This is a genomic window from Brevundimonas sp. SS2672 (genome assembly GCF_059579685.1).
The window spans coordinates 2,592,428-2,605,622 of sequence record NZ_CM184201.1 but is presented as its reverse complement, the minus strand read 5'-3'; the positions used below and the strand labels follow the sequence as shown (position 1 = coordinate 2,605,622).

At 67.7% G+C, this 13,195-nt stretch carries 16 protein-coding genes and 1 tRNA gene; 5 read left to right on the top strand and 12 right to left on the bottom strand.

Going from position 1 to position 13,195, the window contains the following annotated elements:
* The first annotated feature begins 139 nt into the window (after nucleotides 1-139).
* Nucleotides 140-1,297, top strand: a complete 1,158-nt coding sequence (locus AC52GN_RS13170; RefSeq protein WP_496527378.1) for an outer membrane beta-barrel protein — start codon at nucleotides 140-142, stop codon at nucleotides 1,295-1,297.
* 185 nt (nucleotides 1,298-1,482) lie between these two features.
* A complete protein-coding gene (locus AC52GN_RS13165) occupies nucleotides 1,483-2,799 on the top strand; it encodes a UDP-glucose dehydrogenase family protein (protein WP_496527377.1) in 1,317 nt (438 codons plus the stop codon).
* 276 nt (nucleotides 2,800-3,075) lie between these two features.
* Here AC52GN_RS13165 and AC52GN_RS13160 read toward each other — a convergent pair whose 3' ends face one another.
* Nucleotides 3,076-3,750: a YiaD family glycine zipper/OmpA-like lipoprotein gene (locus tag AC52GN_RS13160; protein WP_291777117.1), complete on the bottom strand. Its 675-nt coding sequence runs from the start codon at nucleotides 3,748-3,750 to the stop codon at nucleotides 3,076-3,078.
* A 194-nt stretch (nucleotides 3,751-3,944) separates the two neighbouring features.
* On the opposite strand from AC52GN_RS13160, the gene AC52GN_RS13155 reads away from it, so the two are divergent.
* Together AC52GN_RS13155 and AC52GN_RS13150 are read left to right on the top strand one after the other, a co-directional pair.
* Entirely contained in the window at nucleotides 3,945-4,364 is a 420-nt protein-coding gene (locus tag AC52GN_RS13155; RefSeq protein WP_313415869.1) for an Hsp20 family protein, read from the top strand.
* 60 nt (nucleotides 4,365-4,424) lie between these two features.
* A complete protein-coding gene (locus tag AC52GN_RS13150; RefSeq protein WP_312218280.1) occupies nucleotides 4,425-4,694 on the top strand; it encodes a DUF1150 family protein in 270 nt (89 codons plus the stop codon).
* Between the two features lie 83 nt (nucleotides 4,695-4,777).
* Here AC52GN_RS13150 and AC52GN_RS13145 read toward each other — a convergent pair whose 3' ends face one another.
* The 11 genes from AC52GN_RS13145 to rplU all read right to left on the bottom strand — a co-directional run bounded on the left by AC52GN_RS13145 (nucleotide 4,778) and on the right by rplU (nucleotide 12,218).
* Nucleotides 4,778-5,242: a PTS sugar transporter subunit IIA gene (locus tag AC52GN_RS13145; protein ID WP_291777126.1), complete on the bottom strand. Its 465-nt coding sequence runs from the start codon at nucleotides 5,240-5,242 to the stop codon at nucleotides 4,778-4,780.
* A gap of 77 nt (nucleotides 5,243-5,319) precedes the next feature.
* Nucleotides 5,320-5,970 carry a ribosome hibernation-promoting factor, HPF/YfiA family gene (gene hpf / locus AC52GN_RS13140; protein ID WP_291777129.1) on the bottom strand — a complete coding sequence of 217 codons (651 nt, stop codon included), beginning with the start codon at nucleotides 5,968-5,970 and terminating at the stop codon, nucleotides 5,320-5,322.
* Nucleotides 5,971-6,041: 71 nt separating this feature from the next.
* On the bottom strand, nucleotides 6,042-7,565 hold the full coding sequence (gene rpoN, locus AC52GN_RS13135) for an RNA polymerase factor sigma-54 (protein WP_496527376.1): 1,524 nt from the start codon (nucleotides 7,563-7,565) through the stop codon (nucleotides 6,042-6,044).
* Between the two features lie 95 nt (nucleotides 7,566-7,660).
* A complete protein-coding gene (gene lptB / locus AC52GN_RS13130) occupies nucleotides 7,661-8,458 on the bottom strand; it encodes an LPS export ABC transporter ATP-binding protein (RefSeq protein ID WP_291777135.1) in 798 nt (265 codons plus the stop codon).
* 6 nt (nucleotides 8,459-8,464) lie between these two features.
* On the bottom strand, nucleotides 8,465-8,965 hold the full coding sequence (locus AC52GN_RS13125) for an LptA/OstA family protein (protein WP_291777138.1): 501 nt from the start codon (nucleotides 8,963-8,965) through the stop codon (nucleotides 8,465-8,467).
* On the bottom strand, nucleotides 8,962-9,624 hold the full coding sequence (gene lptC / locus AC52GN_RS13120; protein WP_496527375.1) for an LPS export ABC transporter periplasmic protein LptC: 663 nt from the start codon (nucleotides 9,622-9,624) through the stop codon (nucleotides 8,962-8,964). Before lptC ends, AC52GN_RS13125 begins: the two co-directional genes overlap by 4 nt.
* A gap of 20 nt (nucleotides 9,625-9,644) precedes the next feature.
* Nucleotides 9,645-10,259, bottom strand: coding sequence for a ribonuclease D (locus tag AC52GN_RS13115; RefSeq protein ID WP_496527374.1), 615 nt, complete (start codon nucleotides 10,257-10,259; stop codon nucleotides 9,645-9,647).
* Nucleotides 10,260-10,420: 161 nt separating this feature from the next.
* A tRNA-Leu gene (locus AC52GN_RS13110) sits at nucleotides 10,421-10,507 on the bottom strand.
* Nucleotides 10,508-10,630: 123 nt separating this feature from the next.
* Complete coding sequence (locus AC52GN_RS13105) at nucleotides 10,631-11,164, bottom strand: GNAT family N-acetyltransferase (RefSeq protein WP_291777148.1); 534 nt, start codon at nucleotides 11,162-11,164, stop codon at nucleotides 10,631-10,633.
* Between the two features lie 177 nt (nucleotides 11,165-11,341).
* Entirely contained in the window at nucleotides 11,342-11,626 is a 285-nt protein-coding gene (rpmA, locus tag AC52GN_RS13100) for a 50S ribosomal protein L27 (RefSeq protein ID WP_040344569.1), read from the bottom strand.
* A 97-nt stretch (nucleotides 11,627-11,723) separates the two neighbouring features.
* Nucleotides 11,724-12,218, bottom strand: coding sequence for a 50S ribosomal protein L21 (gene rplU / locus AC52GN_RS13095; protein WP_496527373.1), 495 nt, complete (start codon nucleotides 12,216-12,218; stop codon nucleotides 11,724-11,726).
* A gap of 291 nt (nucleotides 12,219-12,509) precedes the next feature.
* Between rplU and AC52GN_RS13090 the strand changes: the two genes are divergently transcribed.
* Entirely contained in the window at nucleotides 12,510-13,169 is a 660-nt protein-coding gene (locus AC52GN_RS13090; protein WP_291777162.1) for a hypothetical protein, read from the top strand.
* The last annotated feature ends 26 nt before the right edge of the window (nucleotides 13,170-13,195 follow it).

The following is a 13,195-nucleotide window of genomic DNA, read 5'->3' as shown; positions in this document are numbered from 1 at the left end:
AGCTTTTGGAACACGCTTGTGTTGCCTAAAGCTTGTAGCGAGCGTTTCGTGCTCGACCCGCTATGGTGACGCTGGTAAGGGTCGCCTCAGGCGGTGACTTAATCGCCCACCTATCAATAACCTCGGAGGGCCGCATCCTATGCGTGTCAAGAGTTTGATCCTGGCGTCGAGCGCAGCGGCCGCCCTGGCCTTGTCGGCCGGCGCTGCATCGGCGGAGCCCGATGGCTGGTACGGCGCGATCGACGCTGGCTACCACATCATCGACGACATCAACACCGAAGCGTCGGCGACCGGCCACAACTGGAACTGGGAAGTCAACGACGGCTGGGCGGCGTTCGCTCGCCTGGGCTACCGTTTCAACCCGAACTGGCGCGTTGAACTCGAAGGCGGCTACCGCTCGGGCGACATCGGTCGCGTGCGCGCCGTCTCGGGCCCGAACGGCCTGTGCAACATGACCCCGGCCACCGGCCCGTGCCACTCGCCGGAAGGCGACATCACGTCGACGACGCTGATGGCCAACGTCCTGTACGACTTCGGTTCGCCGGACTGGACCATCCGTCCGTTCGTCGGCCTGGGCGTGGGCGTGAACCGCGTCAACACCGACACCGCCGGCCGTCTGCGCCAGAACCCGGGCGTCGCCTTCACCGCCGACGACAGCTCGACCAAGTTCGCCGCTCAGGCGATCGCCGGTCTGGCCTGGGCCGTGTCGGACCGCGCCAACATCGACCTGACGTACCGTTACCTGACGGGCGACATGGAGTTCGACACCAACCAGTCGGCCGCTCCGGCCTTCGGGACGCTGTCGGGCGACTACGACCAGTCGCACACCGTGACGCTGGGCCTGCGCTATGCGTTCGGCGCCGAGCCGGTGGCCCCGCCGCCGCCGCCGCCGCCGCCGCCCCCGCCGCCGCCGCCTCCTCCGCCGCCGCCTCCGCCGCCTCCGCCGCCTCCGGCCAAGCCGGCTGCGCGTCAGTTCGTGGTCTACTTCGACTTCGACCGTTCGGACCTGACGGCGGAAGCCCGCTCGGTGGTGACGCAAGCCGCCAACTACGCCAAGTCGGGCGCTCCGACGCGCGTGCTGGTGGTCGGCCACACCGACACTTCGGGCAACGCGGCCTACAACATGGGCCTGTCGAACCGCCGTGCGCGCACCGTGGCTGACGCCCTGGTCGCTCAAGGCGTCAACGGCGGCGTGATCTCGCTGGACGGCAAGGGCGAGACCCAGCTGGCCAAGCCGACCGCCGACGGCGTGCGCGAGCCGCTGAACCGTCGCGCCACCGTCGACATCAACTTCTAAGCCCTGAGGGGGCCGGTCTCGATCGGCCCCCGAAGGCTTCCAGGTTGAAAGACATCAAGGACGGTCGATCCATCGGGTCGGCCGTCCTTTTTCTTTGGCTTTCTTCGACCTGCGTCGGCGGGACGCTGGCGAAGCGCCTCGACCGGGGCTATTGCGGCAGAGACGGTTGATGAGAGGAGCCATCCATGCGCGTCGCCATGATCGGAACCGGCTATGTCGGCCTGGTGTCGGGCGCCTGTTTCGCCGACTTCGGCCACACGGTGACCTGCGTCGACAAGGACGCCTCCAAGATCGAGCGTCTGCACCAGAACATCATGCCCATCTACGAGCCGGGGCTGGATGATCTGGTCGCTAGCAACGTCCGCGACGGACGGCTGGCCTTCGCCGTCGACGGGGCTGAGGCGATTCGCGCGGCAGACGCCGTCTTCATCGCCGTGGGCACGCCTTCGCGGCGCGGCGACGGTCATGCGGACCTGTCCTACGTCTACGCCGCGGCCGAAGAGATCGCCGACCTGATGGACGGCTTCACCGTCGTGGTGACCAAGTCGACCGTCCCCGTCGGCACCGGCGACGAGATCGAGCGCATCATCCGTCAGCGGCGACCCGATGCGGACTTCGCCGTCGTCTCCAACCCGGAGTTCCTGCGTGAAGGCGCCGCCATCGGCGACTTCAAGCGCCCTGACCGGGTGGTGGTCGGAACAAACGACGAGCGCGCCCGCGCCGTCATGGCCGAGCTCTACCGGCCGCTGAATCTCAATGAGACGCCGATCATGTTCACCGGGCGGCGCACGTCCGAGCTGATCAAATATGCGGCCAACGCCTTCCTGGCCATGAAGATCACCTTCATCAACGAGGTCGCCGATCTGTGCGAGGCGGTCGGCGCCGATGTGCAGCAGGTCGCGCGCGGCATCGGTCTGGACAACCGCATCGGCTCCAAATTCCTCCACGCGGGGCCGGGTTACGGCGGCTCCTGCTTCCCGAAGGACACCCTGGCCCTGGTGCGCACGGCGACCGACGCCGGTTCGCCGCTGAAGCTGATTGAGACCACGGTGGCCATCAACGACGCGCGCAAGAAGGCCATGGCCGACCGCGTCGCCGAGGCCCTGGGCGGCGAGCTGAAGGGCAAGACGGTCGCCCTGCTGGGCCTGACGTTCAAGCCGAACACCGACGACATGCGCGACGCCCCCTCTCTGGACGTGGCCCCGACCCTGATCGCGCGCGGCGCGCGGGTTCAGGCCTTCGACCCGGAGGGCATGGAGGAGGCGGCCAAACTTCTGGACGGCGTGGTCTTCACGGACGGTCCTTATGACGCCCTGGCGGGTGCGGACGCCGCCGTCATCATGACCGAATGGAACCAGTTCCGCGCTCTGGACCTGGACCGGATCAAGCTGCTGTTGAAACAGCCGGTCATGGTCGACCTGCGCAACGTCTACCGTCCGGAGGACATGCGGGCGCGCGGTTTCCGCTACTTCTCCATCGGCCGCCCCCTCGACGCGGCCTAGCTAGAGAAGCAGGCGGCCGATCGCGATGACCGCAGCGGCGACCACGACGGCGGTCGCCGCCGCGATGCCGATCAGCCTTATCGTCCTGCCCAGCCCGTCGCCGTCCATCGGAATCTCCTGCCGACACAGCAGGCCGACAGTGAACCGGCCAAGGCAAGGGGATAGAGGTCAAGCTAGGCCGTTTCTTTCGTCCCGGCCGCCGGACTGACGGCCAGACATGAAAAAGGGGCGGCGCCGAACGGGCCGCCCCTTCCTGTTTCAGGCCGTTCCGGCCGATCAGCCCGTGAAGGGGCGGATCAGGATCTCGACGCGACGGTTCTGGGCCTTGCCCTCGACCGTGTCGTTGGAGGCGATGGGGTTGCGGGCGCTCATGCCGGCCACATAGATGCGTTCGCGCATCACGCCCCGGTCGATCAGATAGGAGGCGACCGAGGAGGCGCGACGTTCGGACAGCGGCTGGTTGATGGCGTCGCCGCCCGAGGAGTCGGTGTGGCCGACCACATCGACCATGGACCGGTCGTATTCGTTCAGCACGCGGGCCACGTCGTCCAGCACCGGCAGGAAGCGGGCGTCCAGCGACGACTGGTTGGTGGCGAAGGTCACGTCGGAGGGCATGCGCAGCACCAGGTTGTCGCCCTGACGGGCCACGCCGACGCCGGTGCCCGACAGCTCGGCTTCCAGGGCGCGCTGCTGACGGTCCATGTACTGACCGACGCCGGCGCCGGCCAGGGCGCCGATGCCCGCGCCGATCAGGGCGTTCTTGCGGCCCTGTTCGCCGCTCGAGGTGTTGGTCAGATAGCCGAGCAGGGCGCCGCCCACGGCCCCGGCGATGGCGCCGGTTCCCGTGTTGTTGCGGCGAGGGGCGGAGCTGTAGGGATCGGTCGTGGTGCAGGCGGCGGCGCCCAGCAGGGCGGCGATGCTGACGCCGACGACGGCGAGCTTGGCGCTCATGGGGAATTCCTTTCGATGGTCGCGATCTTCGCGAAAAACGCGAAGCATATGGTGAAGGTTCCAACCTGTATGCGGAGTGAACGAAGGTCCGGCGTTGACCCGAAGGCCCCATCTTCCCATCTATCCTTCAGGCCGGATCTTCTGCCGATGTCGGGGAAGATCGGACGGCCGAGGTCGCTTCGTTAGAGGGCCCCATGACTACGCGCACCCTGCTGTTCGACAGCCCCTTTCTGTTGGGCTTCGATCATACCCGAGCCCTGATCGACCGGGCCGCCAAGGCGGCGGCCGAATCCTACCCGCCCTATAATGTGGAGCAACTCGGCGACGCCGCCGTGCGCATCACCCTGGCTGTGGCGGGGTTCACGCCGGAGGAGCTGTCCGTCACCGTCGAGGGACGGCAACTGACCATCACCGGCAAACGAGAGGACGCCGGGCGCGACCCTCAAGCCTTTCTGCATCGCGGCATCGCGGCGCGGGGCTTTGTCCGCAGTTTCGTCCTGGCCGATGGACTGGAGATCGCGGGCGCCCGGCTGGAGCACGGTCTGCTGCACGTGGACCTGATCCGCCCGGAGCAGGAACGCAGCGTGCGGCGCATTCCCATCACGACGGGCTGAGCCCAGCCGTCGAACCGCCTGGCTCTGCAGGCGTTCAGTCAAGCGTAAGGAGGCGGTCTTATGACGCCCACCATGAAGATGCCCAATACGAAGATCCCCGACTTCGCCGATTTCGGCGCCCCGGATCTGGTCTATGTGCGCGCGATCCGCGCCTCCGACGTTCTGGCCGACGCTCGCGTCGAGACCGCGTCCGATCTGGAGATCGATCCCGATCAGATTCTCTACGCCGTGCACGGCGCTGACGGCGAACGTCTGGCGGTCATGCTGGATCGCGAAACCGCCTTCGCCGCCGCCGTCGCCCATGACCTGGAGCCGATGTCGGTTCATTAGACTCGGCTCGGATGGAATCGATCCGAACTCCGATATTCGCTCCGGGCGGCGGACGTTCGCCCTTCCTGTAAAGGGAAGGCCGCTCAGGCGGCGGTCTTCGACACGTCCTTGACGAACAGGGCGCGGATGGCGTCGACCGTCCGCGCCTGACGCAGTTGTTCGCGCAGTTCCGGCGAGCGCAGGGCGCGCGACACGGCCGCCAGGGCGCGCAGGTGTTCGGCCCCGGCCTCCAGCGGCGCGAACAGGGCGAACAGCAGGTCGACCGGACGATCGTCCAGCGACTCATAGGCCACCGGCGTGTCCAATCGCACGAAGACGGCACAGACGCGGTCCAGTCCCTGGATGCGGGCGTGCGGCACGGCGACGCCCGAGCCCAGGCCCGTCGAACCCAGGGCCTCGCGCTCCTGCAGCGCCTCGAACGCCTTGTCGGCGTCCATGTCGAAGGCGGCGCCGAAGGCTTCGGCCACGGCGTGAAGGGCCTGACGTTTGGATGACGCGCCGCCCCGCAGGACGATCCCGTCCGACGACAGCAAATCAGCGATGTCCATGCTTACCCCGAAAATCGAACCCGACATTGGCGGAAGGGCGAGTGCTCTTTAGCCTCTTCGCCCTTCCTGAGGAAGCCTCAGCCGACGGCTTGCGCCGCCGCGCCCTTGGTCGTGCGTTGCGGATCGATCCAGCCGACGTTGCCGTCGGGCCGGCGATAGACCACGGCCAGACCGCCGTGGGCGGCGTTGCGGAACATCACCAGCGGATAGCCGGTCATGTCCAGTTCGGCCACGGCGCGTCCCACGGTCAGGGTGCGGATCTCCGACTCGGTCTCGGCGATGACCATGCCCACGGGCGGCGGTTCGCCAGGCAGGCCGGCGTCGCCGAAGGCCTCGTCCTCGACCGTGTCGGGATCCCGGAAGATGGTCATGGCGGCGACTTCACGCGCGGCGTTTTCGGTCTTCTCGGGCGACAGGCCCTTGGGACCGATATGGTGGTCCTTCAGGCGGCGCTTGTAGCGGCGCACGCGCTTTTCCAGCTTGTCCAGGCTGTCCGAGAAGGCGGCCTGGGCGTCGCCGCCGAAACCTGTCGTCACCAGGGACTGGCCCGAGGCCAGACGCACCCAGCAATCGACCCGGAAGCCGTGTCGATCCTTGGACACCACGACCTCGGCGTCTTGAGCGCCGCGGGCGAAATATTTGCCGACTCCCTCTTCGAGTTCCTGGGAGATGCGCGAGCTTAGCGCTTCGCCGACATCCACTTGCTTGCCGCTGACTTGGATCTTCATGTCCCTAGAACGCGACTGACCGGCTTTGGTGTCAATGGCGATCACCGATTTGTGGTGACGCTTGGTCGCAGTCAGCCGGCCTTCAGCAGGCGGCGACGCTGGATCGACGAGGGAATGCGCAGGGCTTCGCGATATTTCGCCACAGTGCGTCGGGCGATGTCGATTCCCGCCTCGTTCAGGATCTCGACGATGCGGTCGTCGCTCAGCACGTCGCCGTCGCCGGATTCGCCGTCGATCATGGTCTTGATTCTCTGGCGCACGGCCTCGGCCGAGTGGGCCGCGCCGCCGTCGCTGGACTGGATGGCGGCGGTGAAGAAGAACTTCAGCTCGAACACCCCGCGCGGGGTGGCCACGTATTTGTTCGAGGTGACGCGGCTGACCGTCGATTCGTGCATCTCGATGGCTTCGGCCACCGTCTTCAGCGTCAGGGGGCGCAGGAACTCGACGCCGAAGGCCAGGAAGGCGTCCTGCTGGCGCACGATCTCGGACGCCACCTTCATGATGGTGCGGGCGCGCTGGTCCAGCGACTTGACCAGCCAGCTGGCCTGGGCCGCGCAGTCGGCGACGAAGGTCTTCTCGACGTCCGAACGAGCGCCCGCCGCCACCACGGCGTGATAGCGTTTGTCGACCAGCAGGCGGGGCAGGGTGTCGGTGTTCAGCTCGACCCGCCAGCCGCCCGCCGGATCGGGACGCACATGGACGTCGGGCACGACCGTCTGGGCCGGTTCGCCGCCGAAGCCTGCGCCGGGGCGCGGCGTCAGGGCCTTCAGCTCGGCGATCATCTCGGCCAGATCCTCGCCGTCGACGCCGCAGACCTTGCGCAGGGCGGTCAGGTCGCGTCGCGCCAGCAGCTCCAGATTGTCCAGCAGGGCCCCCATGGCCGGGTCGAAGCGGTTGCGCTCGATCAACTGCAGCTTCAGGCATTCGGGAATGGAGCGGGCCATGACGCCCGTCGGCTCGAAGCCGTGGCAGACGGCCAGCACCGTCTCGATGCGCGCCGCATCGACGCCCAGCCGTTCGGCGATCTCGTCGAGGTCGGCGCGCAGATAGCCGCCCTCGTCCGTGGCGTCGATCAGGGTCAGGGCGATGGCGTGGTCGGCCGGGCCGAACCCGGCGGCCGAGGCCTGGGCCTGCAGATGCTCCCACAGGGTCTCGTCCCGATGGTCGGGCCGCTCGCGCTCCTCGCCGTCGGCCAGGCCGCCGCCCGAGCCTGCGCGGGACCAGTCGGTCAGGCCGGGCTGGTCGGTCGCCTGGTCGCCCTGGCGGTCGCCGACGCGTTCGCCGGGGGCGGCGTCGCCGTAGAGGTCGTCGGCGCCGGCGTCCAGGGTCTGGGCGTGGGCGTCCGAGCCTTCGACGAAGCGCAGTTCGCCCTCGTCGCCGCCGTCGGCGGTTGCGGCGTCCTGGGAAGCCTCGGGCGCGGCGTCGACGCCGGGTTCGCCCTCGTCCCGTTGCAGCAGGGGATTGCGCTCCAGTTCGCCCTCGACGAAGGCCTCCAGCTCAAGGTTCGACAGTTGCAGCAGCTTGATCGCCTGCTGCAGCTGGGGCGTGATGACCAGCCCCTGCCCCTGTCTGACCTCCAGCCTCTGCCCGATCACGTCGTTCCACCCCGCACGCAGGCGCTGTTGGCCCGCTTCTTGCTGGGATCATGATCCGAAGCTGTTAACGTCAGGCGAACGGCGGCCTTTCGACGTCAGGCGTACATCTCGCCCAGGTAGACGCGGCGCACCTCGGCGTCGGCCACCGCCTCGTCGGCCGTGCCCTCGAACAGGACGGAGCCGGACGAGATGATCGAGACGCGGTCGATGATGTCCAGGGTCTCGCGCACATTGTGGTCGGTGATCAGCACGCCGATGCCCTGACCCGACAGATAGCGGATCACCTGGCGGATGTCGGCGATCGCCAGCGGATCGATGCCGGCGAAGGGTTCGTCCAGCAGCATGAAGCTGGGCCGGGCGGCCAGGGCGCGGGCGATCTCGACGCGCCGGCGCTCGCCGCCGGACAGGCCGGTGGCCGGGGCGTGGCGCAGATGGTCGATGCGCAGCTCCTCCAGCAGGCGGGTGGTCTCGTCCCGCACGCCGGCGGCCGTCGTCTCGCGCAGTTCGACCACGGCCTTGACGTTCTGCTCGACCGTCATGCCGCGAAAGATCGAGGCTTCCTGCGCCAGATAGCCCAGGCCCATGCGCGCGCGCTGGTACATGGGCTGTTGGGTGATGTCCTCATTGTCCAGCCAGATCGAGCCGCTGTCGGCGGGGATCAGGCCGGTGATCATGTAGAAGCAGGTCGTCTTGCCTGCCCCGTTGGGTCCCAGCAGGCCGCAGACCTCGCCGCGCTGGACGTTCAGGGAGACGTCGCGCACCACCTGACGCTGGCCGAAGCTGCGGGCGATGTGCTCGACGCGCAGCCCGGTGGGACGCGCCTCCTCAAGCGCCGTCGTCTCTGCGGCGGCGGGGGCGTCCCGGTTGAGGGCGGAGAGTTCCTTGCGCGCCACGCGGGGTCAGTTCCCTTGCGGATAGAAGACGCCCTGGACGCGGCCGTTGGCGCCCCCGCCCTCGATGCGGGCCGTCTCGGTGCGGACGTTGTAGACGAGGCGGTTGCCGGTCAGGACGCTCTTGCCCTGGGTCAGGATCACGTCGCCGGTCACCACGACGTTGCCGTCGTTCAGCGTATAGACGGCGCGGTCGCCCTTCATGCTCTGGTCCGGGGTGACGAAGTAGACGCCGCCGCTCGCCTCGATGCGGGTCAGGTCGCCGTTGGCGGTGAAGCCGCGGATGGCGTCGGCGCGCAGGCGGTTCGACCCCTGCGTCACCTCGGCCCGGCCCCGCAGGGAGAAGCCGTCGGGCGTGTATTCGCCGGCGTCGGCGCCGTACTGGACCGGCTGGCGGCTGGCGTCGGCGCGGTTGGCTGATGCGTTCTGGGCGCCCGAAACGGCGGGCAGGGCCAGGGCGGTCAGCAGGGCGACGCCCGCGAGCGTCAGTTTGGACTTGGACATGTTCATCTGTCGGCTCCGGCGGGATTGATGGTCCCGCGCACCTTGTTTTCGCCCTGGCCGTTGAAGACGACCCGCTGGCCCTGATCATAGATCGCATAAGACGAAGCATCGATGCTTCCAAGGGGGCCGCGACCCTGCACCCCCTTGTCGCCGGTGACGACGCCGGTGTCCGTGTCGACCACGGCTTCCGGCGTGGTCAGCTCCCAGCCCGTGCCGCCGTCGGAGATCTTGACGTTAGGGCCGATGACGACCTTGCGCTGCGTCTCGATATAGGCGCCGGCGTCGGCGCTCAACTCCGTCGTCTTTCGCGCGCCCAGGTTCAACCGCAGCAGAGGGCCGATCAGGCGGAAATGGCCGGTCGCCGGGTCGCGCACCGCGCCCTGGGCGCCGATGACGAAGGAGCGCCCCTGCGCGTCCTGGCCGTGGAACATGGGGTTGTCCAGGCGGATCTCGCGGCTCTCGCTGGCCTTGCGCTCCACCCCCGACATGACGGTGCGGAACACGGTCCAGGTCAGTGCGCCCCCCGCCAGCATCAGGATGACGATGGGCAGGACGCGCCGATACAGCTTCACCCGTCGCGAGCGCGTGCGCCAGCGTTCGCCGGCGCGGGCGACGCGCGCCTCGTCGGCGCGCTTCTGCTCGTCCTGGGCGTGCTGTTCGCTCATCGGCGTTTCAGGTCCGTCCTTCAGGCGTGGGCGAAGATGTCGATCTCGTCCCAACCGGCCAGGTCGAGGCGCGAACGCATGGGCAGGAAGTCGAAGCAGGCCTGGGCCAGTTCCATGCGGCCCTCGCGGACCAGCATCTCGTTCAGCCGGTTCTTGATGGCGTGCAGGTAGAGAACGTCCGAGGCGGCGTAGTCCATCTGCGCCTGGCTCAGTTCGGCCGCCCCCCAGTCCGAGCTCTGCTGCGCCTTGGACATGTCGACCCCGGCCAGTTCGCGCGCCACGTCCTTCAGGCCGTGCCGGTCGGTATAGGTGCGCGCCAGCTTGGACGCGATCTTGGTGCAGTAGACCGGCCGCGTCTCGACGCCCAGGTGCAGTTCGAACATGCCGATGTCGAAGCGGCCGAAGTGGAAGATCTTCAGCACCTTCGGATCGGTCAGCAGCCGCTTCAGGTTGGGGCAGTCATAGGCGGGGCGGTTCAGGCGCACAATGTGGGCGTTCCCGTCGCCGGACGACAGCTGCACCACGCAGAGCGGGTCGCGACGGAAGCGCAGGCCCATCGTCTCGGAATCGATCGCAACCTCGGGGCCCAGGTCGAGGCCGTCGGGCAGGTCGCCCTCGTGGAAATAAACCGTCATGCGCGCAAACTCGTCAGTCGTTCAGGCCGTAACATAGACGAACCGCGCGCTATCGCCAGAACGCAGGCTCGACCTTTGCTGTCGCGGCCATCGAAAGGGAAGGGGAGGGCCGAAATGACAAACGGCGCCGCATCCGGTCGGATACAGCGCCGTTTGAGAAATGGTGCCCAGGAGAGGACTCGAACCTCCACGGCCGTTAAGCCACTGGCACCTGAAGCCAGCGCGTCTACCAATTCCGCCACCTGGGCCCGGTGGGTCGCCCCGCCGAGGCGCGGACTAATAGGGGGACCCTCGGGGCGGTCAACAGCCTTTTTCCGCTTTCGTGAAAAAACTGCGTCGCTGACCGAAAGCCCCGCGATTTCCGCGTCCTATCAGGCCAGCCAGACCATCATCCGCGTATCGGCGCTTTCGCCCCGGGCGCGGCTGAAGGCCGGACGGGTCTCGCCGGTGTAGAGGAAGCCCGCCTTCTCCAGCACCCGGCCCGAGGCGGGGTTGTCAGAGAAGTGGCCGGCCATCAGGGCGCGGCGCTTCCACCGCGTCGAGGCCCAGACCAGGGCGCCTTGCAGCGCCTCGGTCGCATAGCCGCGACCCCAGAACTCCCGTCCGATCCAATAGCCCGCTTCGGGCACGGCGTCGGCGTCGTGGAACATGCCGATGACGCCCACCGGGCCGTGATCCTCATGCTCGATCAGGAAGGTGTTGGCCTTCTTCGGGTCCTGGGACGCCACCTGCAGCACGAAGTCCTCGGCGTGGTCGACGCCGAAGGGGTGGGGCATCCGCTTGGTCATGCGGGCGATGTCGTGGTCATTGGCCAGGGTCGCGATCCGCGACACGTCCTGGGCGCCGGGGGCGCGCAGCAGCAGGCGCCGCGTCTCGACGACGGGAGAGGTTTCGATCACGCACATGGTTCGGCCTCGATGTCTTCGGCGCCGCCTCCTTGGAGGGCTCGGGCGGCTTCGAGGCGGGGAAACGCAAACGGGGAGCCTGGTGATCCAGACTCCCCGCGGAAAATTTTCCCTTGGTCCGGATCGGGCTGCTGTCGAGAGCAACGCGATCCGGGGAAATACTGTCCTGGCTTCGCGTTACTCGGCGGCCATCGCCTGGGCGTCGTCGTTGGCCGGGAGAATCGACACGTAACAACGGCCGCCACGTTTGGTGGTGAACTGCACCGCGCCGGTCGCCGTGGCGAACAGGGTGTGGTCGCGGCCCAGGCCGACGTTGGCGCCCGGGTGGAATTTGGTGCCGCGCTGACGCACGAGGATGTTGCCGGCCAGCACGCGCTCGCCGCCGAACTTCTTCACGCCAAGGCGCTTCGACTCGGAGTCGCGACCGTTGCGCGACGAACCGCCGGATTTCTTGTGAGCCATCTTGCTGCTCCTCTTCTTGGGGCGCTATCGGCCATTCGGCCTGCTTGAGCGCACCCTCACGATCTGGACTGGCGCTGATCCAGCGCCGGTGAAACTCTTAGGCTTCGGCGCCTTCGGCGGCGTCAGCCTTCTTGGCGGCGGCCTTCTTGGCCGGAGCCTTCTTGGCCTTCGGAGCCTCGGCTTCGACAGCCTCGACGCGCGGGGCCAGGCCACGGGCGCGGGCGTTGATTTCCGCCTTGGTGATCAGCTCGACCTTGCCGTCCCACTTGGCCTTCTCGCCGGCGCCTTCGATGCCGGTGATGCGCAGGACCGATTCCATCTGGCGATGGCCGTTCGTGCGGCGATAGCCCTGACGACGGATCTTCTTGAAGATCTTGATCTTCTCGCCCTTGCGGGTCTCGATCAGCGTGGCTGCGACAGCGGCGCCGTCGATCAGCGGAGAGCCGACCGTAACACCCTTGTCGCCGCCCAGCATGAGGACTTCACCGAAATTGACGGCAGCGCCAGCGTCGCCGTCGATCTTCTCGACAACAATCACATCGCCCGGTTGAACCCGGTACTGCTTTCCGCCGGTCTTGATCACCGCGTACATTAGGAAGCCTCAGCGTGAACGCAAAAATGGATGCGCCCGCCAGGAGACCCTGCGGGCGAAGAGCGGCGACATATACGGATGGTCACGGAAGAGTCAACGTGAAACGGACGCCTGCCGGGCCAAAACCCGCATGAAACCGGTTCCTGGCGGACTCTGTGGCCGGATCGCACGGACCACGCAAGCCGATAGGCGCGCATGGGGGCATATAGAGAGCGCGGCGTGACGCCGCGCATGAAGATTCTTCGCCGATTCTTCTCGACTGTTATAAGATAACATTCTAAGGGAGCGGCCATGTCTTCTCCCGATCTCGCCGAGCCGGTGCTGCTGTCGCTTCTGGGCGGCGGCTTCGTCGCGGCCTTCCTGCACGCGGCCCTGCCGACCCACTGGCTGCCTTTCGTCCTCGTCGGCCGCGCCCAGCGCTGGAGCGTGGCGCGGGTGATGACGGCCGTGGTCACGGCCGGTCTGGCGCATATCGTATCGACCGCCGTGGTCGGCTCGCTGATCGTGGCGGCCGGTCTGGCGCTGAACCGCTGGGTGGAGGGGCTGCTGCCCCACCTGTCGGCGGCCCTTTTGTTCCTGTTCGGCGCCTTCTACCTGGCCAGGGCCTCGCTGAGGCGCCCGGCGACCGCAGGCGGGCCCGCGACCGAACTGGCCGAGCCGGCGGTGTCGGATCGCGCCGCCTTCTGGGGCTTGGTGCTGATGATGGCCGTGACGCCGGGCGAGGTGCTGCTGCCCATCTATCTGTCTTCGGCGACCGAGGGCGTGGGGGCGCTGGCCCTTCTGACTCTCGCCTTCACGGCCGGGACGGTGCTGGGCATGACCCTGCTGGCGGCCCTGGCGACCGCAGGCTACTCCATCCTGCGGCTGGAGCGGTGGGCGCGTTACGAGGGAGCCATCCTGGGCGGAGCCCTGATCCTGATCGGCTTCCTGGTGCTGACGCACCAGCACTGAGTTTCGATAGGTTATATATTTACATT